The sequence below is a fragment of the Aliivibrio thorii genome (assembly GCF_057368585.1).
Map to the genome: position 1 here is coordinate 1,943,875 of NZ_CM170654.1, position 25,890 is coordinate 1,969,764.

Here is a 25,890-nt window from a genome sequence, read left to right on the forward strand (position 1 = left end):
GAATGGATATAAATAAGTACGGATAAACAACGTGCCTTTGTGAGAATACCATGGCTAACCCTGATACTATTTTTTCAACACCTATTGATAAAATCGGCGACTTTACTTTTGATGAACGAGTCGCAGAAGTCTTCCCTGATATGATACAGCGCTCTATTCCGGGTTACAGTAATATAATCTCAGCAATCGGAATGCTAGCAGAACGTTACGCTAAGCCCCATTCAACAGTCTATGATTTAGGCTGTTCTTTAGGTGCAGCAACATTATCTATGCGTCGTCATATCAATCAAGAAGGGTGTCAAATCATTGGTGTCGATAATTCATCAGCAATGGTTGAGCGTTGTCGTCTACTGATTAATGCTTACCGTTCAGATACACCAGTATCAATTATAGAAGCGGACATTCGTGATGTAGATATACAAGATGCCTCGGTGGTGGTGTTAAATTTCACATTACAATTTCTAGCTCCTGTCGATCGACGAGCATTATTAGAAAAAATCTATGCAGGTTTACGCCCTGGCGGTATTCTCATTTTATCTGAAAAATACATTTTTGAAGATGACACTGCAAATGAATTGCTTATTGATTTACACCATGATTTCAAACGTGCTAATGGCTACAGTGAGCTAGAAATAAGCCAAAAACGCAGCGCGATTGAACATGTAATGCTGCCAGATCCAATTGATACCCATAAAGAACGTTTTAAAGACATTGGTTTTAAAAGTGCAGAAGTATGGTTCCAATGCTTCAACTTTGGATCGATGTTTGCGATAAAATAAAAATAACTGTTCTTGTTTTTCTATTTTTTACCTAATTTATTAACTAAAGATATCTCATGTTAAATTTTGCTAATTTTTATACGCTCGTTTCTCAGGATACCATTCTCCAGCCTTGGTTAAACACTTTACCTCAGCAATTAACTGATTGGCAAAATGCTGAACATGGTGACATCGAGCGTTGGACAAAAGCGTTAAAGAAAATTCCTGAAGGCTGTGCGGATAATATCAATTTAAAATCATCAGTGACCCTGTCAAACAACACCCCTTTAATTGATGGGGAGCGTAAAAAGTTAGAAAACTTATTACAAACCTTCCACCCTTGGCGTAAAGGGCCATTTACTGTTCATGATATTCACATTGACACAGAGTGGCGCTCAGACTGGAAATGGGATCGATTACTGCCTCACATTACCCCACTTAAAAACCGCTCAATTTTAGATGTAGGTTGCGGTAATGGCTACCACATGTGGCGTATGCTAGGCGAAGAAGCTCGCTTATGTGTTGGTATTGACCCATCACATTTATTTTTAATTCAATTCGAAGCCATTCGTAAATTAATGGGCAATGACCAACGCGCGCATTTATTACCATTAGGTATTGAACAGCTTCCTGAACTAAATGCATTTGATACTGTATTTAGCATGGGGGTTCTTTATCACCGCCGTTCTCCACTCGACCATTTGATTCAATTGAAAAACCAATTAGTCTCTGGCGGTGAATTAGTGCTAGAAACGCTGGTTATTGATGGTGATGAAAACGCAGTATTAATGCCTGTTGAACGTTATGCTCAAATGCGTAATGTTTTCTTCTTCCCATCTGCGCGAGCATTAAAAGTATGGTTAGAAAGCGTTGGTTTTGTAGATGTTAAAATTGTGGATGAATGCGTTACTACAACAGGAGAACAACGCTCAACGGAATGGATGAAACACAATTCTCTACCAGAATACTTAGACCCAAATGATCCAACAAAAACAATTGAAGGCCACCCTGCTCCTAAGCGTGCGATCTTAATTGCTAAAAAACCTGACTAAACGCTAACATTGTGGGGCTATCCGCCCCTATTTATTATCGTTACTATGCACATGTTAATTTAACTCAACGGAACATAAAATGATCCAACGAATTCTACCACTGGTTGCTATTTTAAGCCTTTCAGGATGCGCACTGACTCAACAAGCAACACCAGTCGCTTCAGATAATACAGAAACAATTGCAGCCATTAAGTCTATGGAAACCAATCTAAATACTCGTTTAGATGGTATGGAAACAAAAATTGAGACTCAAAATGACTATATTTCCACATTAGAAAAAGAGTTATCGAATGTATCAGAAGAGCTATCGATGGTTCGAACTGAACAAACCAAAATTCAAACAAGTATAAAGCAAGCGACCTCTAAAAAGGCTCGCTTAGCACCAGTTCCTGTTTCTATGCAAACGCAATCACTAAAAGACACGCTTATTTTAGGTGCCATTGAAAACGTAGAAATTGCTGATATACAACAAAAATTCAGTGCTCGTATAGACACAGGAGCAACGACTTCTTCTCTTAATGCTGTCGATCTTCAAGAGTTTGAACGCAATGGTACTCAGTGGGTTCGATTCCACTTAGTTAATCAAAACGCAAAAACAGAAGATGGCAAATTAGAGTGGATCACAGCTCCTGTAATCCGTAATGTTAAAATTCGTCAATCAACAACTGAAGAAGCTCAACGTCGCCCTGTTGTTGAATTATGGATCAAACTTGGAGCAATCAATGAAAAAGTGCAGTTTACTCTTGCAGATCGCTCTCACATGACCCATTCTGTTTTATTGGGTAGAGAGTTTATACAAGATATTGCTGTTATCGATGTCAGTAAAGAGTTTGTTCAAAGCAAAAAATAGCTCCTACCTCAAATAAGCGGTAATTTATTCAATATGTTAGTAGCATAAATTACCGCTTGAATTATAATTATCTTCCACTTATGCCATCACAATGAGGACGTTATGCCATCAAGAGTGCCTTTTTATTTTCTTATCTCACTATTAATCGTCGCAGGACTTACATTGAGCTGGTTACGCCATGACTCATACGGAGTACCTTGGACACCAGGAGAAAGAAGTCAAGTTTGGGACGTAGAGGCCCGAATTCAATTTGATGCAGTAAATAAGCCTGTAAAGGTATCTATGGCTGCACCGCAAACTCAAGCCGGTTTTACTATTGTTGATGAAAGTGCATCTTCACCTGGTTACGGTATTGCCTATTTAACGACAGAGCATGGACGTCGCGCTGAATGGACAATCCGTCAAGCTGATGGTCCACAGACTTTATATTACAAAACTCAGATCTTAGTTGACCCACAAGCGCATGCCACAATTGAACCGCCAAAAACTGACAAACCAGAAGCGGTAACATTTGAAGGACCACATGAGGCTGCTGCAATTTCATTACTAGAACAAGCAAGAGCCCGTTCTTCTGATGACATCACCTTAACTCGTGAATTAATTAAACAATTCAACGATCCTGATAATCAAAATGCGTCTTTACTTCTAAATGACTTAACTAAAGTTCAAGCCGTTTCTAAATTACTAAGCTATGAAGCGATTCATAACAAAGTTGTTGGCACGCTTTGGCTAGAAGATGGTCGTCGTCGTCAATCAGTTCAACACATGATTGAAGTATGGAGTGGCGAAAAATGGCAACTATTCAACCCAGAAAGTGGCGAACAAGGCCAACCAGCTAATTTGCTACTTTGGGATGAAACCAATGTCTCTTTACTCGATGTCGTTGGTGGTAAAAATAGCCAAATTAACTTCTCGATGATTGCTCAGGAGATTTCTCCAACAGCCGCAACCGAGAAGAAAGTAGAAGCAGATAATCTATTAAACTTCTCTATTCACAGCCTACCGCTTGAAGAGCAGTCGATGTTTAAAACCATCATGCTTATTCCTATCGGTGCGCTAATGGTTGTTTTCTTACGAGTCATTGTCGGTTTAAAAACGTCTGGTACTTTCATGCCTGTACTTATTGCCGTTGCCTTTGTTCAGACTCAGCTAGTCACAGGGATTGTCGGCTTCTTACTGATTGTAGGTACTGGTTTAGTTATTCGTAGTTATTTATCCAAACTCAACCTACTTCTGGTCGCCAGGATCTCCGCGGTGATCATCACCGTCATCATGATAATTTCAATCTTTACGATTGTTGCCTTTAAGATTGGTTTAACCGCTGGATTAAGTATTACTTTCTTCCCAATGATTATCCTTTCTTGGACCGTAGAACGTATGTCTATCCTATGGGAAGAAGAAGGTTGGAAAGAAGTTGCGACTCAAGGTGGTGGTTCACTGCTAACCGCTGTCCTTATCTACATCGCAATGACAAATCCATTTGTACAACACTTAACCTTTAACTTTATTGGCATTCAGTTAATTATCTTAGCGGTAATTCTAATGCTTGGTAATTATACTGGTTACCGTTTAAGTGAGCTTCGTCGCTTTAAGCCTTTAGCGGAGGACTAACCTATGTTTAGTAGATTTACATCTCCTGCAAAACTAAACGCGAAAGGGATCATGGGAATGAATCAACGTAACGGTGGCTATATTGGCCGTTACAATGACCGAAGTAAGTACCCATTGGTTGATGATAAATTAAAAACAAAGATCATTGCTGAAAAAGCGGGAGCAACTGTTCCTAAGCTTATCGGGGTGATTGATAGCCAAGCTGAAGTAAAAAACATTCATGATATCGTTAAAGATTGGCCTGGTTTTGTAATCAAACCAGCTCAAGGTAGTGGTGGTAAAGGCATTTTAGTTGTCACATCTCATAAAGATGGGGTTTACTACAAACCATCTGGTGCAGAAGCAAACAAACAAGATGTTGAACGCCATATTACTAATACATTAGCTGGTCTTTTCTCCCTTGGTGGGAAAAATGACGTTGCTATGATTGAAAACTTAATCGAATTTGATGATGTGTTTGACGGCTTCAGTTACGAAGGCGTGCCTGATGTTCGTATTATTGTATTTAAGGGCTACCCTGTAATGGCAATGATGCGTTTATCAACCACAGATTCAGATGGTAAGGCTAACTTACACCAAGGTGCTGTTGGGGTTGGTATTGATATCGGTACAGGCAGAGCAGTACGCGCAGTACAATTTGACTTACCTGTTGAAAAACACCCAGATACAGGAAAACTATTAAGTACCTTAGAAGTACCACATTGGCATAAACTGTTAACGCTTGCATCAAGTGCTTGGGAAATGACAGGTCTAGGCTACATGGGCACTGATATGGTTCTAGATAAAAAATATGGCCCTATGGTTCTAGAGCTTAATGCTCGCCCTGGTTTAGCGATTCAAATTGCTAATGGAACAGGCTTGTTACCTCGATTAAAGCATATCGAAAGCTTAGAGGAGACGGTTCCATACCCAACTCCTGAAGCTCGTGTTGCTTATGCGATGGAACAGTTTGGTATTTATAATAAATAACAGACCACCACGAGCACAATCCAAATAAAAAAAGGGAAGAAAGCCTATGCTCTCTTCCCTTTTTATTTATCTTCTATTGCTACTTTCCAAATCGAATACCGATTCTAATAGCCACTATTTAGATAATTACTTTTCCCAGCGTTGCGCCGCTGATTTATCCGTATCTCTTGATTCAACCCAGCGCACTTCTTTGGTTGTTCGTTCTTTTTTCCAAAACGGTGCATTGGTTTTTAAGTAATCCATAATGAATTCGCATGAATCAAATGCAGCACCACGATGCGCACTTGATACACCAACAAACACAATTTGATCACCAAGTTCTAAGTCTCCCACTCGGTGGATTACTTTCACTTTAAGCAGTGGCCAACGCGCTTTTGCTTGTGCAACGATATCATTCAGAGACTTTTCAGTCATCCCAGGGTAATGCTCTAGAGAAAGCCCTGTGACATCATCACCAAGGTTCATGTCTCGAACTTTACCAATAAAAGTTACAATCGCTCCTGCGGAAGTACCTTCTGCTAATAATTGATATTCATCACCGACATTAAAATCATGCTCTTGAACAGAAATCATATTAACCACCCGTTACCGGTGGGAAAAATGCCACTTCGTCACCATCAGAAACCGCTGAATCTAAGCTTGAGATCGTTTGATTAATCGCAACCAGTAATTTGCCCTTCTCTAGCGCTAAATCCCACTTGCCTTCTTTTTGGCTTAACTCTTCACGAATCGCTTCAGCTGTTGCGTAATCACCAATAAGTTCCAGTTTGTCAGTGCCTACTAACTCTTTTGTTTGAGCGAAAAATAATACTGTGATCATGCGTCTACCTTAAAGTGTCCAGATTTACCGCCCGTCTTTTCTAGTAAACGAACTTGCCCAATAACCATGTCTTTTTGAACCGCTTTACACATGTCATAGATGGTTAATGCTGCAACCGATGCCGCTGTCAATGCTTCCATTTCAACGCCAGTTTTGCCCGCTAATTTACATACAGATTCAATACGAACCATGTTTTCAGCTTCAATGGCTTCAAGTTGAACTTCAACTTTGGTTAGCAGTAATGGATGACATAATGGAATAAGATCCCATGTTTTTTTCGCTGCTTGAATGCCCGCAATACGAGCTGTCGCAAACACATCACCTTTGTGGTGAGAACCAGAAACAATCAGATTCAGCGTTTCTGGCGCCATATGAACAAACGCTTCTGCACGCGCTTCACGCACTGTTTCTTGTTTAGCTGATACATCAACCATGTTCGCCTCACCAGAGGCATTAATATGAGTAAAATTTGACATAATTCTTCTTTATTATCCACCAATTGAGGCTAAATGAGGGGTCATTCCAGCATGGCCATCATGTAAAAAATGACCTTCTGCTTTATTATCTAACTGAGTTTGAATGCATTGAATCAACTCATCTTGCTGCGAATCTTCTTGTAACAACTCTCGTAAATCAACACCGTAATCACCAAATAAACACATATGTAATTTGCCTTTTGCTGATACTCGAAGTCGGTTGCAACTCTGACAAAAGTCTTTTTCATAAGGCATAATTAACCCTATTTCACCTATGTAATCTGGGTGGGTAAAGACTTGAGCTGGACCATCGCTTTCACCGCGTTGTTTCAATATCCAATTGTTAGCAATTAAATGATTACGGATCGACACACCAGACTGATGATGATTTTTAAACAAATCGTTCATTTCACCCGTTTGCATCAATTCAATAAAACGAAGTTGAATAGGACGAGTTTGAATCCATTTTAAAAATAAAGGTAATTCGGTACTATTAAGATCTTTAAGTAAAACGGTATTTACTTTTACCTGTTTAAATCCAATTTCAAGTGCTTTATCAATACCAGCCATAACTTCGGCAAATTTATTTTCACCGGTGATCTGATAAAACATATTGGGATTTAAGCTATCAACACTCACATTGATATCAGTAAGGCCAGCTTCTCGCCATTCAGCGACATGCTTCTCCATACGATAACCATTAGTCGTAGTGGCTACTTTAGTGATGCCAGGTTGAGAGGCTACGGTACGAATGATCTCAGTAAAATCTTTGCGCAGGCTTGGTTCTCCGCCTGTAATACGTACTTTTGACGTACCACAACGGGCAAACGCACTCACCGTACGTTTGATTTCATCAAGCTCAAGGAAGGACTCTCGCTTGCCATTTTCTGGTCGATAACCATCAGGTAAGCAATAAGTACATTTAAAATTACAGACGTCTGTAATCGACAACCGTAAGTAATAAAACTTACGATTAAAATTATCTTCGAATTGTTTCGCCACGGAACACCTTTCCAAACACGGGAGGCTTGTTCATTTCCAAACAAACCCTTGTGACCGAATTGTCACTGGCTTACGCTACATATTGAGTGCTTCTTAAAAACAACTTAGTAGCTTAAGCTCGGAGTTATGGCAACCACACTAGACCATTATTAGTTTAGTTGGCGCTCTTATTAAAATACTCAATATTTCTAAGGTTTTCCAATTTTTTTGCCATTTCAGCAGAATTTCTCCATTTTGTTTGATAGATGTTATTTTTATGCTGTTATTCAGTCTATAAACTGTGATTAATTCAACATTTCACTAATCACTGCTTGTCGTCACTTTCGAGATAAACCACACTGCTACTAATTATGTGTGATAAGTAAGTATAAATATTATGAATAAACATCAAATTGTCGCTATTGGTGGTGGACACGGCTTAGGGCGCGTTCTTGCAGCATTAAGTGGTTTTGGTAGTAATGCAACAGGAATTGTCGCTACCACTGATAATGGAGGCTCTACAGGCCGAATTAGAGAATGCCAAGGCGGTATTGCTTGGGGAGACACTCGTAACTGCATAAATCAGCTAATTACAGACCCATCGATCAGCTCAATGATGTTTGAGTATCGATTTAAAGGCCAAGGTGAACTTCATGGACATAATCTTGGGAACTTAATGCTTACCGCGTTAGATAATCTTAGCGTTCGTCCATTAGACGCCATAAATTTAATTCGTAATATGTTAAAAGTTGAAACTCAGATAATTCCAATGTCTGAGCATCCTTCTGACTTAGGGGCATTAACCAAAGACTTACGCAAAATTTCAGGTGAAACCAATGTCGATGATATGGATGAATTGCCTTTACGTTTATTTTTAGATCCGGAAGTACCTGCAACTCTAGAGGCAATTCAAGCTGTTAGGAGTGCGGATTTAATTTTACTCGGCCCAGGAAGCTTTTTAACAAGTATTATGCCTCCTTTACTCCTCCCTGGTTTAGGTAAAGCTATTGGAGCGAATAAAAAAGCCAAAGTAGTTTTTATCGATAACTTATCAAAAGAGTTTGGCCCAGCAGGAAAAATGGACCATAAAATGATGCTGGAATGGTGTGAGCGAGCCTGCTCAGGGAGAAAAGTGGACGTAATTTTAACAGATAAAGAGCTGGTGGAATTACAATCAGAGTATAATTGTAAAACCACAGATCTTGCTTCATTGAATCACGATTGGCGCCATGATAGAGATAAATTGAAGCAAGCAATAATTAATTTACTTAATTAAAAGCTTACGATAAGCAATTTCAGTTCCACGCGCAATATTTACAAACTCGGAGATATTGCGCTCAACCCACTCATCTTGGTGCAGCTTTGCTTTTTCTTCAATATCAACCGCCATACTGGCCAGTTTATCAGCGCCAAAACTACCGGCACTGCTTTTAAGGCAATGACTTATTTCTCTAACCTTTTCAATCTCAGGTTGAGTACTAAGCGTACCAATAAAGTCATCTAGCTCATCACAAAAAATACCAAAAAGAAAAGGGACATTCTCGTCTCCAACTTCTTGAACTAACTGATTCACCGCTTTCTGGTTTATATACTGACTCACAGTAATACCCTCTGCTATTTACCGTCCCACGATTGTAATTTTCTATATAGTGTAGATGGACTTACCTCTAATCGCTTAGCGGCTTGTGGAATATTCCCATCACATAGAGCAATTGCAGTTTCAATAATCTTCTTTTCTGATTCCCAGAGTGGAATAATCGTCTCTTTTGGGAGGTTAACGATATTATTTTTCGATATATGAGAAATACTTACTTCATCTTCTGATGCAATATATGAACCAGAATTTAATTCTAGTGATAATGGTGGAGGTAGCATAGACAGAGTGACTTCTTTACCTCTATTTAATACCACCACATTTCTAATTACATTTTGTAATTGTCGGACATTACCCGGCCAATCATAATCCGCGAATCTTTCAGTCACTTCAGAACTAAATGTTATAAACTCACGTCCTTCTTCATGAGAAAAGTGCCCTAAGATTGAATGCGCAATTTCAATAACATCGTTACCACGATCACGTAATGGCGGAAGGACAAGCGGAATAACATGCAATCGATAATACAAATCTTCACGGAAACGACTCGCTTGAACTTCAAGCCATGGATCACGGTTTGTTGCACATACAAATCTAACATCTACACGACTCATTTTTGAAGAACCGACTTTTTGAAAGGTTCCTGTTTGAATAAATCGTAATAGCTTAGTTTGTAAGTCCAAATCCATTTCACATAATTCATCGAGAAATAAAGTTCCACCATCGGCTTGTTCTGCCGCCCCCTTCCTATCAACAGAAGCGCCAGTAAAAGCCCCTTTCACATGACCAAACAATTCACTTTCTATTAAGTCTTTAGGTATCGCAGCACAGTTAATAGCAATGAACGGCGCGTCACCACGTTTGCTCGCGGCATGAATCGCTTCAGCACATACTTCTTTACCTGTGCCCGACTCCCCTGTAATAAATACAGTTGCTTTACTTGGTGCGGCGGAATCAATAGTGCGATAAACCTTATTCATTTGAGAGCTACTGCCAATGAAACCTTGATACTGTTTATTCGATTTATCTGGGTTTTCTTTTATTTCATCTTGATCTTTTTGAGCTCGGCGAAGCGCATTGTTAACCGTAACTCTTAGCCTATCGGCTTCACAGGGTTTGATTAAGAAATCTTGAGCTCCAAGTTGCATAGCTTCTACCGCTGCATCAATTGAGCCATGCGCGGTCATCAAAACAACAGGAACATCTTTATTCTGTTTTCTAATTTCAGCTAATACATCAAATCCCGTCATATCTGGGAGACGTAAATCAAGCAATACTAAATCTGGTACCCGTAAAGCAACGGCCTCTATTGCTTCACTTCCCTTCGCAACCACGTTAATCTCAACGCCAAGTGGATTAAGATAAGAACGATACAATGCAGCAACCGACGCTGTATCTTCAACCATTAATAAGTATTTCTTCTGCATAATGAAAACGAACTACCTGTAATAAATATAAGAATTCGCATTATGCAACTGCAAAACGCAAAGAACAATTGCAAATTGCAAGCAAACTGTGACTCTACGCATTTTTTAGACGGAATTATCTGAAAATCTTCAATGAAAAAGTTGGCACACTACCTGCTATATGTATATTGACCCTTTAAGCCAAAGGGTCACCTAGCCAACTGACGTTGTTAGTGAAATTTACTTTCACATGAACAATAAAGCCAACCGGGATATTTCGGTTGGCTTCTTTTTTTTCCTAAATTCCATATTTTATAAAATCATCATTAACTATTCGTAATAAATTGACGTCTTAAGTTATCGATTTCATCCCTTACCTGAGCAGCCAATTCAAATTCCAGATCCTTAGCATGTTGATACATTTTAGTTTCTAGTTTATGAACTTCTTTATCTAATTGCTGTGGCGTCATAGATTGATAGCTTGCACCTTCTTCTGCCACTTCTGATAACTTGACCTTTGGAGCCACGACTTTACGTTTATTTTTCGTCATATCACCCAACTCAAGAATATCAGCAACATCTTTTTTCAATGCTGTAGGTACAATACCTAATGCTTTATTATGCAAAATCTGCTTTTCACGGCGTCTTTCTGTTTCACCGATTGCTTTTTCCATTGAGCCTGTGATTCGGTCTGCATATAAAATAGCTTTGCCTTCTAAGTTACGAGCTGCACGACCTATCGTTTGAATTAATGAGCGCTCTGAACGTAAGAAACCCTCTTTATCTGCATCCAGAATCGCAACCAGAGACACCTCTGGCATATCCAAGCCTTCACGCAATAAGTTGATACCGACTAAGACGTCAAACTTACCTAAACGCAAATCACGAATAATCTCGACACGTTCAACCGTATCAATATCCGAATGTAAGTATCGAACCTTAACCTCGTGCTCATCGAGGTATTCAGTTAAATCCTCAGCCATTCGCTTAGTTAACGTGGTTACTAATACACGCTCACCCACTTTAGTTCTTATGCGAATTTCTGATAATAGGTCATCAACTTGAGTTCCAACCGGGCGTACCTCAATAAGAGGGTCAAGCAATCCCGTCGGTCGCACAACTTGCTCTGCTATATCCCCACCCGATTTTTCAATTTCATATTTTCCAGGAGTCGCAGAAACATAAATTGTTTGTGGTGCTAACGCTTCAAACTCATCAAAACGCATTGGTCTATTATCTAACGCTGACGGAAGTCTAAAGCCATACTCAACCAGATTCTCTTTACGAGAACGATCACCTTTATACATTGCACCAATCTGAGAGACCGTTATATGTGATTCATCGATAATCAATAAGCCATCTTTTGGCAAATAATCAAATAAGGTTGGCGGCGCATCACCTTCTGGGCGACCACTCAAATAGCGAGAGTAGTTTTCAATACCTGAACAAAACCCCAACTCATTCATCATTTCTATATCAAACTGAGTACGTTGTGTGATCCGTTGCTCTTCAACTAATTTGTTATTGGCTAATAATTCTTTTTGTCGTAGCGCCAAGTCTATTTTGATTTGCTCAATTGCCTCAAGCACTTTTTCTCTTGGTGTGACGTAATGTGTTTTAGGGTAGATAGTACAACGCGGCATATCTTTCGTAATGATAGAACCAGTAAGAGGATCAAACTTACTGATACACTCCACCTCTTCATCAAACAGTTCAATTCTAATTGCTTCATGTTCTGACTCAGCGGGGAAAACGTCGAGAACTTCCCCACGGACACGAAAAGTACCGCGTTCAAATGCCATGTCATTACGTTTATATTGAAGCTCTGCTAAACGGCGTAAAATATCTCTTTGATTAACAATATCTCCACGGCGTAGATGAAGCATCATACTTAAATAAGCTTGTGGTTCACCAAGACCATAAATGGCTGATACTGAAGCAATAATAATGGCATCTTTACGCTCTAATAATGCTTTTGTTGCCGATAAACGCATTTGTTCAATGTGTTCATTCACAGAGGAATCTTTTTCTATGAAGGTATCTGTTGTTGGTACATACGCTTCTGGCTGGTAATAATCAAAATAAGAGACAAAATACTCCACAGCATTGTTGGGGAAAAATGCTTTCATTTCACCATACAATTGAGCAGCTAATGTTTTGTTATGAGCCATGATCACGGTTGGTCGCCCTGAATGTGCAATTACATTTGCTAATGTAAATGTTTTGCCCGATCCAGTAACCCCAAGAAGCGTTTGGTGAGCAAGACCATTCTCCAAACCTTCATTCAACATTTTAATTGCTTGAGGTTGATCACCTGCTGGCAGATAGTTCGAAATTAATTCATACACATTGGCCATTTATAACACTCCACATGGACTCATATTATTTAGGATATATACACTAACAAATCCACTCTTCTTTTTATAGAAACTCTTAATTATAAAAGTTTTCCCCAACAATGGTTAAAATACACTCTAATTTAGTATTTACTCTAAAGTTTGAATAAAAAATATACATACCGCGCATTCAAACAGCAGTGATGCTATAACACTTTGATTTTATGTATACAAAACCCTCATAGCAATAGTAGCCATACTCTATAGGCCACGTCACAGCTAGCTTTAAGAGAGTTAATATAGTTTCATTAACATACTTATCCACAGTTTTAGTGGATAACTACCCACAAGCATTGATAAATATAGCCTAGCGATGATGTCAATAATTTTTTGCAGAAAATAGTTCCAATTAGTGACTAAATAATCAGGTCACTTTTCTTTATTTTTACGCTTGACAGTTTATTTTAGACTCGTTATTATCGTCGGCCTAAAATCGATTCCCTTTTAGTTCAGTTGGTAGAACGCCGGACTGTTAATCCGTATGTCGCTGGTTCAAGTCCAGCAAAGGGAGCCAAATTTTAAAGCCTTGTCTAACGACGAGGCTTTTTTTTGCCTAAAATATAAAAACCTATTCTTTCTAAGGTTGTTATCAGGCTCTTAAAGTCCGATAATAACCAGATCATCTATTATCATAAAAATCATTGGCATGACTGAGTATCTATTACTACTTGTTGGTACTGTTTTAGTGAACAACTTTGTACTGGTTAAGTTTTTAGGTCTTTGCCCATTCATGGGCGTATCTAAAAAACTAGAAAGTGCAATCGGAATGGGCCTTGCGACAACATTTGTCCTAACGCTAGCTTCGGTATGTTCATATCTTGTTGAAACCTATATTTTAGCCCCTCTTGGCATTGAGTATTTACGAACCATGAGTTTCATTCTTGTGATCGCGGTTGTTGTTCAATTCACAGAGATGGTCGTACATAAAACAAGTCCTACTTTGTATCGTGTGCTTGGTATCTTTTTACCTTTAATCACGACAAACTGTGCTGTTCTCGGGGTTGCATTACTTAATGTTACTGAGAATCATAATTTCATCGAATCCATCATCTATGGCTTTGGTGCTGCCGTTGGTTTTTCATTAGTTCTCATTCTCTTCTCTGCTATGCGTGAACGTATTGCTGCTGCTGATGTTCCTTTACCATTTAAAGGTGCATCTATTGCAATGATTACTGCAGGTTTAATGTCTTTAGCCTTCATGGGCTTTACTGGTTTAGTGAAATTATAAACATGAGTTCAATTCTAATCGCTGTTATTGCTATTGCTGCACTCGCCTTAATCTTTGGATTAATTCTCGGCTTCGCATCAATTAAATTTAAAGTTGAATCAGATCCTATCGTTGAACAGATAGATGCTATCTTGCCGCAAACACAATGCGGCCAATGTGGCTATCCCGGTTGTAAACCTTATGCAGAAGCTATTGCCAATGGCGATGTAATAAACAAGTGTCCTCCTGGTGGCCAAGCAACGATTGAAAAATTAGCCGACCTTATGGGGGTTGATGTACCAACTGCAGATGATGAAGTGATAAACGTAAAGAAAATCGCGTTTATACATGAAGATATGTGTATTGGTTGTACTAAATGTATTCAAGCATGCCCTGTTGATGCCATCGTTGGTGGCACAAAAGCCTTACACACGGTAATTGAGGCCGAATGTACTGGTTGTGATTTATGTGTTGCTCCTTGCCCTACAGATTGTATTGAAATGATACCTGTCAGCACAACGCCTGATAACTGGAAATGGGATTTAAATACGATCCCTGTTATTAATATTCCGGCAGATAAACCCTCTCAAACATCGGAGCTGTAACCCATGTTGTCCATTATCGAACAAATTAAACAAGGTCAACTGTGGGATTTTCACGGCGGTATTCACCCTGCTGAAAATAAGACAATTTCAACTCAAAATACGATTCAATCAGCCGATGTTCCAAATGAACTTATTTTGCCACTAAAACAACATATTGGTGGTAAAGGAGACATTCTAGTTGCTGTCGGTGAGGATATACGAAAAGGTCAACCACTCACACAAGGTAATATTGCCATGTGTGTACCTATTCACGCGCCGACTTCAGGAAAAATAACAGCAATAGAGCCAAGAACCGTTGCTCATCCTTCAGGATTAACCGACCTTTGTATTGTGATTGAGTCTGATCATAAAGATCTCTGGATTGACGATCGAGAGCCTATAGCTGATTTTATAAGCCAAGATCCAATAGATCTGATTGAACGTATTCGTCAATCTGGTATTTCAGGCATGGGTGGTGCTGGTTTTCCAACAAGTAGAAAACTGCAAAGTGGTATAGGCAAAGCTGACATATTGATTATCAATGCTGCAGAGTGTGAACCTTATATCACTGCCGATGATCGTTTAATGCGTGATTATGCAGAAGAAATTGTTACTGGTATTAAGATCCTTCAACATATTCTAACGCCTAAATTGGCAATTATCGGCATTGAAGATAATAAGCCGGAAGCAATAAAGGCATTAAACACTGTTATCTCTGAGCACGATAATATCGTAATCCGAGTGATCCCGACAAAATACCCATCAGGCGGCTCTCGCCAGTTAGTTAAAATTTTAACAGGTAAAGAAGTTCCTGCTAGCGGCCGCTCTACAGATATAGGGGTTATCGTACAAAACGTAGGGACTATTTTTGCGGTTAAGCGTGCAATTTGTAACGCTGAACCATTAATTGAACGGGTAGTGACATTAACCGGAAACAGCCTTGATATTCCGGGTAATTTTTGGGTTCGTTTGGGAACAACTGTTGAACACTTAATGACATTGGCTGGCTATCAAGCCGATAAAAAGCACCCTAGAATTATTATGGGTGGTTCGCTAATGGGATTTACTCTCCCACATAAACAGATCCCTATAACGAAAATTACTAACTGTATTATTACACCAGATAGAAAAGAGCTGCCTCTTTATAATCATGAAATGGCTTGTATTCGTTGTAGTAGCTGTGCTGACGCCTGCCCTGCTGCTTTATTACCTCAACAATTATATTGGTACGCAAAATCAGAAGAGTTCGATAAATGTGAAGAATACCATTTATCTGATTGTATTGAGTGTGGTGCTTGTGCTTATGTTTGCCCAAGTGAGATCCCTCTGGTTCAATATTACCGCCAAGCAAAATCAGAAATTTACGCTCGCAAACAAGATGCGCAAGCTGCTGATCGTGCCAAAGTTCGCTTTGAAGAAAAAAATGCTCGAATGGAGCGTGACAAAGCAGAACGTGAAAACAAATTCAAATTGGCTGCAGAAAATCGACGTAAAGAAATGAAAACAGAAGCGGCTTCTGGTTCAGGCAATGACGCTATTGCCGCTGCAATTGCGAGAGTCAAAGCCCAAAAAGCGGCTGAAGAATCTGGTGTCGCCAATCCTAAACCTGCTGTCGCAGCTGCAATTGCTCGTGCTAAAGCAAAGCAAGCAGAAGCGGCCAAAGCAAACACTGCTGAACCTGATAATTCTGAAATGGCAAAATTACGTGAAGAGCGTAAACAACAAGCTCGCGAACGAAAAGCAAATCTTGCAGAAGCAAATAGTACAGAGTCTGAAAAAAGTACTGATAGCGCTAACAAGAAAGACGCTGTAGCTGCTGCCATCGCTCGTGCAAAAGCACGCAAAGCTGCTCAAGTCGAAAAAGAAACTGAATCAGATCAACCTGCCACTAAAACGACCGTTGAAAATGATGATACCTCTGAAACTGCAGATCCTAAAAAAGCAGCAGTAGCCGCAGCCATCGCTCGTGCAAAAGCACGCAAAGCTGCTCAAATCGAAAAAGAAACTGAATCAGATCAACCTGTCACTAAAACGACCGTTAAAAATGATGATACCTCTAAAACTGCAGATCCTAAAAAAGCAGCGGTAGCCGCAGCCATCGCTCGTGCAAAAGCACGCAAAGCTGCTCAAATCGAAAAAGAAGCAGAATCAGATCAACCTGTCACTAAAACGACCGTTGAAAATGATGATACCTCTGAAACTGCAGATCCTAAAAAAGCAGCGGTAGCCACAGCCATCGCTCGTGCAAAAGCACGCAAAGCTGCTCAAGCTGAAAAAGAAACTAAATCAGATCAACCTGTCACTAAAACGACCGTTGAAAATGATGAAACTTCTGAACCAACAGACCCTAAAAAAGCAGCGGTAGCCGCAGCAATAGCGCGAGCAAAAGCACGCAAAGCTGCTCAACAAATTGAAAAGAATAAGGAAGAGTAACAGTGGCCTTTTTTATCACTAGCTCACCACACGCTCACAGCAAAAAGAGCACACGAACCATAATGAAACTGGTTGCTTTGGCAACAATTCCCGGTTTACTCACTCAAACTTACTTCTTTGGTTGGGGGACATTTCTACAAGTTCTAATTGCGATAGTGACGGCAATATCAGCAGAAGCACTTGTATTAAAGTGTCGAAAAAGACCACTTAAACCTTATCTCAGTGACAATAGTGCCTTACTAACAGGGGTATTACTTGCTCTTGCCATTCCACCACTGTCTCCTTGGTGGATAACGGTAATTGGTGTGATATTTGCCATCGTTATTGCTAAACATTTGTATGGAGGATTAGGACAAAACCTCTTTAATCCAGCAATGGCTGCTTATGTAGTACTATTAATCTCTTTCCCTGTGCAAATGACAACTTGGTTACCAGTAAAAGAACTGCTAACTGAAAGTATCAGCTTTTCTGATTCGATCTGGTTAATACTTAATGGATTAAGCCAAGACGGTTTTTCTGTCCATCAACTCACTATGAATGTTGATGGCATGACAATGGCAACGCCATTAGACACAATAAAGACAGGCCTTAAAGCAGGACTAACAACAAATGAAATTTTAACCGCGCCTATTTTTAATAGTGTTGCTGGTTTAGGATGGTTATGGGTAAATATTGGCTTCTTACTAGGTGGTCTTTTCTTACTGCAACAGCGCCTTATTCATTGGCATATTCCGGTTAGTTTTTTAGCCAGTCTATTTACAATAAGTAGCTTATTTGCTCTTTTCTCACCAGATACAGCGACATCACCGCTGTTTAATCTATTCTCTGGTGCCACTATGCTCGGTGCTTTCTTTATTGCAACCGATCCGGTTTCTGCGGCAACAACACCCAAAGGCCGCTTATACTATGGCGCTCTTATTGGTGCTCTCGTTTATATTATTCGTACTTGGGGAGGCTTCCCAGACGGGGTTGCTTTTGCGGTTCTCTTAACCAATATGTGTGTACCCTTAATTGACTACTACACAAAACCAAGAACCTACGGCCATAAAAAAGGGTAATCCTATGCTACAGACAATGAAAAAAAGCAGCCTTGTTTTGGTCTTATTTGCTATTGCTTCAACCGCATTAGTTACCATTACTTATGCATTAACTAAAGATAAAATTACGTATCAGCAACAACAACAATTATTGTCAGTCTTAAATCAAGTAGTACCAACGAAACAACATGACAATGAATTATTTAAAGCTTGCACCCTAATATCAAATGTAGACGCATTAGGCACAGAAGAAGCTATGCCTGTCTATTTAGCTTCATTAAATGGCAAGCATTCTGGTGCTGCAATTGAAGCTATCGCTCCTGATGGATATAGCGGTGCGATTAAAGTTATTGTCGGCGTTGATGCCAATTCAATGGTAACAGGCGTTCGTGTATTGTCACATCAAGAAACACCAGGATTAGGTGATAAAATAGATACTCGAATTACTCGCTGGGTTGATGAATTTCTAGGAAAAAGCGTAGACTCTGCTGATGATAGTAGCTGGGCGGTTCAAAAAGACGGTGGGCAATTTGATCAATTCACTGGCGCAACAATTACACCTAGAGCCGTAGTTAAAGCCGTAAAAAAAGCAGTTTGGTTTTATAAAACGCACCAAGATGAACTGCAAACTCTTCCACTTAATTGTAAGGCCAACTAATGACAATACATCAAGAATTAATAAAAAATGGCTTATGGGATAACAACCCTGCTCTCGTACAATTATTAGGGTTATGTCCTCTACTTGCTGTTTCAGCGACAGTAACCAATGCATTAGGCCTAGGAATCGCAACCACTTTGGTTCTTATTGGATCTAACTTAATCGTTTCGCTTGTTCGTCAATGGATCCCGCAAGAAGTTCGTATTCCTGTTTTTGTAATGATCATTGCTTCACTAGTAACCTGTGTTCAATTATTAATGAATGCTTATGCTTATGGTTTATATCTGTCTCTTGGTATTTTTATCCCATTGATTGTTACGAACTGCATCATCATTGGTCGTGCTGAAGCCTTTGCCTCAAAAAATGATCCTATCCCTGCACTATTAGATGGTTTGTGGATGGGTTTAGGTATGACTGCAGTTTTAGTTTTACTTGGTGCTATGCGCGAAGCTTTAGGCAATGGCACTCTATTTGATGGTGCAGACTTACTACTTGGAGATTGGGCAACCGTATTACGAATTGAATTATTCCAAGTAGATAGCCACTTTCTACTAGCAATGCTTCCTCCAGGTGCTTTTTTAGGCGTTGGTTTTCTCATTGCATTAAAGAATATCATTGATAAGAAAATAAGTGACCGACAACCTAAGCAGCAAAAAGCAGAAATTGAGCGCGCACGAGTTTCATAGATAAGGACATAGAAAGCAGTATGAATAACATAAAACGACGAGAAATATTAGAACGCTTACGAGCTGATAATCCGCACCCACAAACGGAACTTGAGTGGTCAACACCATTTGAGTTATTAATTGCTGTTTTATTATCTGCGCAAGCCACTGATGTCAGTGTTAACAAAGCGACACGTAAACTTTACCCTGTCGCTAATACACCTCAATCTATTTTAGATTTAGGCGTTGATGGATTAAAAACGTATATCAAAACCATTGGTTTATTTAATACCAAAGCTGAAAATGTGATTAAAACCTGCCGCATGTTAATTGATCTTCATGGCAGCGAGATCCCAGAAGATCAAGATGCATTAGAAGCGCTTCCTGGGGTTGGGCATAAAACCGCAAATGTCGTACTTAATACGGCCTTTGGCTGGCCAACTATTGCGGTTGATACTCATATTTATCGTGTTTCTAATCGAACCAAACTAGCAATAGGTAAAACCGTTAACGATGTTGAAAAGAAGTTAGTTAAAGTGGTGCCAAAAGAATTCAAATTAGATGTTCACCACTGGCTTATCCTTCATGGTCGTTATACTTGTATCGCTCGTAAACCACGCTGTGGCAGCTGTATGATTGAAGACCTATGCGAATTTAAAGAAAAAACAGAAGTTTAATACCGATCTGAATAATTAAATTAAAAACTGGAGCAAAACAATGGCTAATGGACACATTTTACACACGATGATCCGTGTAGGTAACTTAGATAAATCAATTGAATTTTACACAAAAGTAATGGGAATGGATCTTCTTCGTCAAAACACAAATGAAGAATACAAATACACCTTAGCTTTCCTTGGTTATGGCGATGAATCTCAAGGCGCTGTTATTGAACTGACTTACAACTGGGGCACAGAAGAATACGATATGGGCAATGCTTTTGGTCACATTGCTATTGGTGTTGATGACGTTTATGCAACTTGCGATGCAATCAAAGCCGTTGGTGGAAATGTCACTCGTGAAGCGGGACCAGTAAAAGGCGGATCTACACATATTGCTTTTGTTAAAGATCCAGATGGCTACATGATTGAACTCATTCAAAATAGCAGTGCTTCTGCAGGCTTAGAAGGTTAATCGCAGAAATCCTAAATTAAAAAACGATATCTATTTCATAAAACCTGCGATCTGTGCAGGTTTTTTTATATTAAATACTTTTAATGATAATGATTCTCAATTAATCTTTAAGCTCACTAATCCTTAATAGAAGAAATATGATGATAGAACTTTGGGAAAAACACACAATATTGGCAGGGCGATCCTTTAAGAATGATGATTCTTGGCGCACAATCTTACACTACCAACAGGCGTTTGCGATAGCTGAGGAAATCACTAAAAAAAATGAAATCAGTCTCATTGATCAAACAACAATATCTGTTATTTCATGCCACAACTTAGCCCAATTTTGGCGAAGTCAAAATGACAGCCGCTTTGAGTTAAAATACCTGCAGTTAGCTTCTGAAAAGATTCTAACCCTTGTACCTCAATGCCCACGTAGTGATTGTGAATCTTTTATCTCTAATTTAGGTTGCTGCAAAAGTGCGTTATTGGATTTTATGAAGCGTCACCCGAATCCAGAGATCGCACGACACATCCAACATATTGACACAACCGTTCAATGTGAGCTTATCGCAAGTTTTAAGCTTCAATAAAAAAGCACCCTAATTAGAGTGCTTGATATAAATAATTAAATAATAGTTCGACCTAAGGATATGACCACTCGTCTGTTTTTATTCTTACCTAGTGGCGTCGCATTATCTGCAATTGGACGGCGTTCACCATAAGACTGAACTCGAATACGATCGGAAGATAATCCAATTGATTCAAAATAATTTTGTAATTTAACGGCTCGTCTTTCTGATACTTGTTGGTTAACATTTTTAGCACCACTAGAATCGGTATAGGTTGCAACCACCACTAAATCAACGTCTTTAGTGTATCGAATAAAATCAGCAATTTGAGATAAACGTTTTTTAGATGCCTTATTTAACTCATCACTGTTTGTATCAAAATGTAAGATCGTAAATGAAATATCTTCAAAGCTGTAAGGTAATAAATTAGCAACACACATACTGAACACATTATATTGCTCTTGGAACACTACTGGAGATAAAGCAACTTCAATTAGCTGTTTAGGACTTTGCCAATCAGCATAGGTAAAAGTTGGGAAACGGCCACTTTCTAACTCAGCGAGCATTGACCATGCCGTAGAGCCACCAACATAACCATCAAATTGTTTGAAGAACTTTAAATTCATCATTGAATCAGCACTGTCACCCGGCATCCAACGAGCTGGCATTGATACTAAATTTACCGAGCGAGTTTCTCCCATTGGACGGTTCATCTTCAATTCAAAATCTAAATTCATCTTTTTATTCGCATACGAAGAAAACTCCCCGGTGCCATAATTTGGAATATTATGAGATAAACGACACTCCAACGGTGAGTTTTGTAACATCACCCATTTCGATTGTTCAGGCTTAGCAACGTAATTTTTATTTGCTAATGCAGGAGCTGCAATCAATGAACTTACTAGCAAAGCTGAAGTAAAAAGTGTTTTTTTCATAATACCTAAATCTATTGGTCATGCCGTTGACGATTGTTTAAGTAAAGCAAAATTTAGACCAACAATATTAATTTCTTCGTTCTATTTCATTTATGCTTTGTGGAACTCTCATAAATATATCCCCATCACACCTTATTTACAGTTTTTATGCTAACGATAATCTGTAATAATAGCGGCAACATTTTCTTACGTACCGAATGATGACTGAAGTAGAGCAACATAATTTATTAAAAAACCGTTTTCGTGGTTATTTCCCTGTCGTTATTGATGTTGAAACCGCTGGTTTTAATTCAAAAACTGATGCTTTACTTGAAATTTGTGCAGTCACTTTGGCAATGGATGAAGAAGGCTATTTAAAGCCTGCAACAACTATCCACTATCATGTTGCTCCTTTTGAGGGCGCTAACCTTGAAAAAGAAGCGTTAGAGTTCAATGGTATTCGTGACCCGTTCAGTCCTTTACGTGGTGCAGTAACTGAAGATATCGCATTAAAAGAGATCTACAAACAGATCCGTAAAGAACAAAAGCAGCACGATTGCCGACGTGCCATCATGGTCGCTCATAATGCAAACTTCGATCATAGTTTTGTTATGGAAGCGTCTGAACGAGCAAAATTAAAGCGCATCCCTTTTCATCCTTTCTGTACCTTTGATACCGCAGCAATTAGTGGTTTAGCTCTAGGGCAAACGGTATTAGCAAAAGCATGTAAAACAGCCGGAATGGATTTCGACGGAAAAGAAGCCCATTCAGCACTTTATGATACGGTTAAAACAGCAGAACTTTTCTGCCATATCGTAAATAAGTGGAAAGATCTTGGTGGCTGGCCTCTACTCCCAGAACCAGAAGAAGATAATACTAATAATACTTAATTGGCTACTTTGCCAAACACACAATATTTACAGGGAAACTAAACAAAATGAATCCAATCATTCTTTCTGTTTCGGTAATGCTTATCCTCGCTTTGCTTAGAGTTAACGTTGTTGTTGCTTTGACATTCAGTGCACTAATCGGCGGATTAGTCGGTGGTTTATCATTATCTGATACTATCTCAGCCTTTGAAGGTGGCTTAGGGGGCGGTGCGACTATTGCATTAAGCTACGCTATGCTTGGTGCTTTTGCCGTTGCCATCTCCAAATCAGGTGTTACTGACTTACTCGCTCATAGTGTAATTAAACGCATTAACGGTAAAGACAACCTACATGCTGCTACAGGGGTTAAATACCTGCTACTTTGCTTAATTTTGTTAATCACAATTTCATCTCAAAACGTCGTTCCTGTGCATATCGCGTTTATCCCAATTTTGATCCCACCACTAATCCAAGTGTTTAATAAATTAAAGTTAGACCGTCGCTTAGTTGCCTGTCTGCTTACTTTTGGTTTAGTGACTCCATATATGATTCTTCCTGTTGGTTTTGGTGGTATTTTTCTAAACAATATTTTGTTGAAAAACCTTCATGATAACAACTTAGATGTTGTTGCAAGCCAAGTACCTCTAGCAATGGCTTTACCTGCTCTTGGCATGGTTACAGGCCTACTGATTGCTATTTTCATCTCTTATCGTAAGCCTAGAACTTACGCTGATATTGATAATGCGGAGATGCAAGCAACAAACGCAACACCTACATTTAATAAGCGACACATTCAAATATCTATTGTGGCGATTATTGCTGCTCTCTCTGTTCAATTAGCAACAGGTTCAATGATTGTTGGTGCATTAGCTGGCTTTATGGTCTTCACTTTTGGTGGTGTAATCGCGTGGAAAGAGACTCAAGATGTCTTTACTCGTGGTGTCCATATGATGGCGATGATTGGCTTCATTATGATTTCTGCAGCGGGTTTCGCGGCAGTAATGAAAGCCACAGGTGGTGTTGAAACCCTAGTTCAAGCATTATCAACTTCTATTGGTGATAATAAGCCTCTTGCCGCTCTATTAATGCTTATTGTCGGTTTATTAGTAACAATGGGTATAGGTTCATCTTTCTCAACAATCCCAATTATCGCGACTATTTATGTCCCTCTTGCTATTGCCTTTGGTTTCTCTCCAATGGCTACAATTGCCTTAGTCGGGACTGCTGCTGCATTGGGTGACGCAGGTTCACCTGCTTCTGATTCAACATTAGGCCCAACCTCTGGTCTTAATGCCGATGGCCAGCATGAGCACGTATGGGAAACCGTTGTTCCTACATTCCTACATTACAATTTACCATTAATTGCTTTTGGTTGGATTGCAGCGATGGTTCTATAGATCCCCTGCAACCTAGATATTAATGATATTAATGATATTAATGATTTAGATAACACTTATAAAAGCGACGGGGATTCCTGTCGCTTTTTTGTACTAAGATCAAATATATTTCACCTTCAATTGTGAGTTTTATCTATATTTAATAGAGACACTTGTTATACTCTGACACTTGTTTCGTTACCTCCCTACTATTCACATGAAATTAATTAAGCTTTCCTCTTTTCTCATCATTGATGACAGTACTGTTATTCAAAATGCTATTAGAGCGTTGCTCAGCCGTATTGGGGTTCCTACAAACAACATAGCTTGCTGCCCAACGGCAGGAGCAGCAGTAGGTAATTGCAAACAACAAAAATTTGATGTGCTTTTTGTTGACCATAATTTAGGTCATGGAAGTACAGGTCTTCAAATGCTAGAGCAATTACGTTTACTTAAGCTTGTTAATGACAATACGCTTATCTATATCATTACAGGTAATGAAGACCCTCAAATCGAATTGGCGTACAGTGATTACAGCCCTGCTAAATACATACAAAAACCAATCCGTCCAGAAGAAATTATTACTATTATTAATCATGATTTAATTAAACGTAAATTCTCTATGGGAATGATTGCTGCCTACACTAAAGATGGGCTAGCGGGTGTAAAACCTCTTATTTTTAAATCTCCAAATAAAACAATTCTTAAGGATTCAATGCTCAAACTTGCAGCTCGCTTAATAAGAGTGAACCGCTTAGCAGAAGCCTTGAGTGTCAATAAAGCATTGCTATCTATCATAAAAAAATCTATTGAAGCTGAATTGCAGCAAATTAAAATCTATATCGCCCAAGAAGATTTTGATACTGCAAATCAACTTACTGATTTATTATTGCCAAAACATGAAACCAGTAACCTTCATCTTCTCGATCTAAAAGCTGATATTGCTTTTCGTCGAAATAATTTACCTATTGCTACTCGTTATTGGAAAAAAGGCTTTGAACTTGCCCCTTATTCCTACTTACGATTTAGTTACTATACTTGGTCATTGATAGCCAAAGGCGATCGTTATGATGCATTTGATTTATTGACAAAATATGCGTATTTGCTACCAAATTCAGCGTTTGATTCTGCTGGAAAACGAGCAATGGCAGCTTGGGGAGACCTCTTTCTTGCGCCAGAAGAAGTGCTGCAAGAATGGTCACCAGAAAGTGCATGGCAACGAGTCAGTGCGAAATTAAAAGGACGACTGCGCGGTATTCCATGTATCTCTGCTCAACGAGCATTATCCGCTTTATTTCAGCTAAGAATGAACCGTTATGGCGAAGCAAATCGATTAATATCAGATATTCAACATGCTGATATTACTGATTATGAAACGGCTTATATCGTTTATTTAGTGTATTGCGAGATGAAACTTGATGATGAGAAAGAGTATATTGAAACAAAATGGCTCGCGAGATTACAGCAAGGAAAATCGACCTTAGCAAAACTGCAAACGCTTGCTTTTGAAAAAGCGAAAGCATCCGGATAGATAACCTATTTTATT

The 25,890-nt window shown here is 39.2% G+C and carries 26 protein-coding genes, 1 tRNA gene and 1 riboswitch; of the genes, 19 read left to right on the forward strand and 8 right to left on the reverse strand.

Translation table 11 applies throughout. The features are described 5' to 3' along the window. The first annotated feature begins 50 nt into the window (after window positions 1–50). The 5 genes from cmoA (at window position 51) to AC2IP4_RS08790 (ending at window position 5,240) form a co-directional block, all read left to right on the forward strand. Entirely contained in the window at window positions 51–779 is a 729-nt protein-coding gene (cmoA, locus tag AC2IP4_RS08770) for a carboxy-S-adenosyl-L-methionine synthase CmoA (RefSeq protein ID WP_105054400.1), read from the forward strand. Window positions 780–835: 56 nt separating this feature from the next. Next, window positions 836–1,810 (forward strand): tRNA 5-methoxyuridine(34)/uridine 5-oxyacetic acid(34) synthase CmoB, encoded by a 975-nt coding sequence (gene cmoB, locus AC2IP4_RS08775; protein ID WP_375322136.1) that lies wholly within the window; start codon window positions 836–838, stop codon window positions 1,808–1,810. Between the two features lie 79 nt (window positions 1,811–1,889). Beyond that, window positions 1,890–2,660 carry an ATP-dependent zinc protease family protein gene (locus AC2IP4_RS08780; protein WP_486307144.1) on the forward strand — a complete coding sequence of 257 codons (771 nt, stop codon included), beginning with the start codon at window positions 1,890–1,892 and terminating at the stop codon, window positions 2,658–2,660. Between the two features lie 102 nt (window positions 2,661–2,762). Continuing rightward, window positions 2,763–4,271 (forward strand): inactive transglutaminase family protein, encoded by a 1,509-nt coding sequence (locus AC2IP4_RS08785; protein WP_105054397.1) that lies wholly within the window; start codon window positions 2,763–2,765, stop codon window positions 4,269–4,271. 3 nt (window positions 4,272–4,274) lie between these two features. After that, window positions 4,275–5,240, forward strand: coding sequence for an alpha-L-glutamate ligase-like protein (locus AC2IP4_RS08790; protein WP_375322134.1), 966 nt, complete (start codon window positions 4,275–4,277; stop codon window positions 5,238–5,240). A gap of 126 nt (window positions 5,241–5,366) precedes the next feature. On the opposite strand, the gene moaE is transcribed toward AC2IP4_RS08790, so the two are convergent. The 4 genes from moaE to moaA form a co-directional block, all read right to left on the reverse strand. Continuing rightward, on the reverse strand, window positions 5,367–5,813 hold the full coding sequence (gene moaE, locus AC2IP4_RS08795; protein WP_375322133.1) for a molybdopterin synthase catalytic subunit MoaE: 447 nt from the start codon (window positions 5,811–5,813) through the stop codon (window positions 5,367–5,369). A 1-nt stretch (window position 5,814) separates the two neighbouring features. Further along, complete coding sequence (moaD, locus tag AC2IP4_RS08800; RefSeq protein WP_486307143.1) at window positions 5,815–6,060, reverse strand: molybdopterin synthase sulfur carrier subunit; 246 nt, start codon at window positions 6,058–6,060, stop codon at window positions 5,815–5,817. After that, entirely contained in the window at window positions 6,057–6,536 is a 480-nt protein-coding gene (gene moaC, locus AC2IP4_RS08805) for a cyclic pyranopterin monophosphate synthase MoaC (protein WP_375322131.1), read from the reverse strand. The genes moaD and moaC overlap by 4 nt, the downstream gene beginning before the upstream one ends. A 12-nt stretch (window positions 6,537–6,548) precedes the next feature. Then, entirely contained in the window at window positions 6,549–7,538 is a 990-nt protein-coding gene (gene moaA / locus AC2IP4_RS08810) for a GTP 3',8-cyclase MoaA (protein ID WP_375322130.1), read from the reverse strand. Then, a riboswitch (molybdenum cofactor riboswitch) is annotated at window positions 7,527–7,674 on the reverse strand. It overlaps the preceding gene by 12 nt. Before the next feature lie 240 nt (window positions 7,675–7,914). Here moaA and yvcK point away from each other — a divergent pair. After that, a complete protein-coding gene (gene yvcK / locus AC2IP4_RS08815) occupies window positions 7,915–8,793 on the forward strand; it encodes a uridine diphosphate-N-acetylglucosamine-binding protein YvcK (protein ID WP_375322129.1) in 879 nt (292 codons plus the stop codon). On the opposite strand, the gene AC2IP4_RS08820 is transcribed toward yvcK, so the two are convergent. From AC2IP4_RS08820 to uvrB, 3 genes are all read right to left on the reverse strand, one after another. Next, on the reverse strand, window positions 8,782–9,117 hold the full coding sequence (locus tag AC2IP4_RS08820; RefSeq protein ID WP_375322128.1) for an Hpt domain-containing protein: 336 nt from the start codon (window positions 9,115–9,117) through the stop codon (window positions 8,782–8,784). The two genes, yvcK and AC2IP4_RS08820, sit on opposite strands and share 12 nt — an antisense overlap. Before the next feature lie 14 nt (window positions 9,118–9,131). Beyond that, entirely contained in the window at window positions 9,132–10,538 is a 1,407-nt protein-coding gene (gene luxO, locus AC2IP4_RS08825; RefSeq protein WP_375322127.1) for a quorum-sensing sigma-54 dependent transcriptional regulator LuxO, read from the reverse strand. 305 nt (window positions 10,539–10,843) lie between these two features. Next, window positions 10,844–12,874, reverse strand: a complete 2,031-nt coding sequence (uvrB, locus tag AC2IP4_RS08830) for an excinuclease ABC subunit UvrB (protein ID WP_486310194.1) — start codon at window positions 12,872–12,874, stop codon at window positions 10,844–10,846. 477 nt (window positions 12,875–13,351) lie between these two features. Here uvrB and AC2IP4_RS08835 point away from each other — a divergent pair. The 10 genes from AC2IP4_RS08835 (at window position 13,352) to AC2IP4_RS08880 (ending at window position 21,206) form a co-directional block, all read left to right on the forward strand. Beyond that, window positions 13,352–13,427: transfer RNA gene (locus AC2IP4_RS08835), tRNA-Asn, on the forward strand. A gap of 132 nt (window positions 13,428–13,559) precedes the next feature. After that, window positions 13,560–14,141: an electron transport complex subunit RsxA gene (gene rsxA / locus AC2IP4_RS08840; RefSeq protein ID WP_065591551.1), complete on the forward strand. Its 582-nt coding sequence runs from the start codon at window positions 13,560–13,562 to the stop codon at window positions 14,139–14,141. A gap of 2 nt (window positions 14,142–14,143) precedes the next feature. Beyond that, on the forward strand, window positions 14,144–14,725 hold the full coding sequence (gene rsxB, locus AC2IP4_RS08845) for an electron transport complex subunit RsxB (protein ID WP_375322125.1): 582 nt from the start codon (window positions 14,144–14,146) through the stop codon (window positions 14,723–14,725). A 3-nt stretch (window positions 14,726–14,728) separates the two neighbouring features. Further along, window positions 14,729–17,137, forward strand: a complete 2,409-nt coding sequence (gene rsxC, locus AC2IP4_RS08850) for an electron transport complex subunit RsxC (protein WP_486307140.1) — start codon at window positions 14,729–14,731, stop codon at window positions 17,135–17,137. Between the two features lie 2 nt (window positions 17,138–17,139). Next, window positions 17,140–18,195, forward strand: coding sequence for an electron transport complex subunit RsxD (gene rsxD / locus AC2IP4_RS08855; RefSeq protein ID WP_375322123.1), 1,056 nt, complete (start codon window positions 17,140–17,142; stop codon window positions 18,193–18,195). Between the two features lie 4 nt (window positions 18,196–18,199). Next, window positions 18,200–18,832, forward strand: coding sequence for an electron transport complex subunit RsxG (gene rsxG / locus AC2IP4_RS08860; protein ID WP_375322122.1), 633 nt, complete (start codon window positions 18,200–18,202; stop codon window positions 18,830–18,832). Further along, on the forward strand, window positions 18,832–19,518 hold the full coding sequence (locus tag AC2IP4_RS08865; RefSeq protein ID WP_375322121.1) for an electron transport complex subunit E: 687 nt from the start codon (window positions 18,832–18,834) through the stop codon (window positions 19,516–19,518). Before rsxG ends, AC2IP4_RS08865 begins: the two co-directional genes overlap by 1 nt. Window positions 19,519–19,538: 20 nt before the next feature. After that, entirely contained in the window at window positions 19,539–20,174 is a 636-nt protein-coding gene (gene nth, locus AC2IP4_RS08870) for an endonuclease III (protein WP_375322120.1), read from the forward strand. 40 nt (window positions 20,175–20,214) lie between these two features. Then, on the forward strand, window positions 20,215–20,631 hold the full coding sequence (gloA, locus tag AC2IP4_RS08875; RefSeq protein WP_375322119.1) for a lactoylglutathione lyase: 417 nt from the start codon (window positions 20,215–20,217) through the stop codon (window positions 20,629–20,631). Window positions 20,632–20,771: 140 nt separating this feature from the next. Further along, the gene (locus AC2IP4_RS08880) at window positions 20,772–21,206 is read left to right on the forward strand and encodes a DUF2753 domain-containing protein (protein WP_105055553.1); all 435 of its coding nucleotides are present in this window, start codon (window positions 20,772–20,774) and stop codon (window positions 21,204–21,206) included. A 35-nt stretch (window positions 21,207–21,241) separates the two neighbouring features. Here AC2IP4_RS08880 and motY read toward each other — a convergent pair whose 3' ends face one another. Next, window positions 21,242–22,120, reverse strand: coding sequence for a flagellar protein MotY (gene motY, locus AC2IP4_RS08885; RefSeq protein ID WP_375322118.1), 879 nt, complete (start codon window positions 22,118–22,120; stop codon window positions 21,242–21,244). A gap of 200 nt (window positions 22,121–22,320) precedes the next feature. Here motY and rnt point away from each other — a divergent pair, with 200 nt between their 5' ends. From rnt to AC2IP4_RS08900, 3 genes are all read left to right on the forward strand, one after another. Next, the gene (rnt, locus tag AC2IP4_RS08890) at window positions 22,321–22,989 is read left to right on the forward strand and encodes a ribonuclease T (RefSeq protein ID WP_060990548.1); all 669 of its coding nucleotides are present in this window, start codon (window positions 22,321–22,323) and stop codon (window positions 22,987–22,989) included. Window positions 22,990–23,036: 47 nt separating this feature from the next. Then, entirely contained in the window at window positions 23,037–24,365 is a 1,329-nt protein-coding gene (locus AC2IP4_RS08895) for a Na+/H+ antiporter family protein (RefSeq protein ID WP_375322117.1), read from the forward strand. A gap of 196 nt (window positions 24,366–24,561) precedes the next feature. Continuing rightward, window positions 24,562–25,875 carry a response regulator gene (locus AC2IP4_RS08900; RefSeq protein ID WP_375322116.1) on the forward strand — a complete coding sequence of 438 codons (1,314 nt, stop codon included), beginning with the start codon at window positions 24,562–24,564 and terminating at the stop codon, window positions 25,873–25,875. Window positions 25,876–25,890 lie beyond the last annotated feature (15 nt).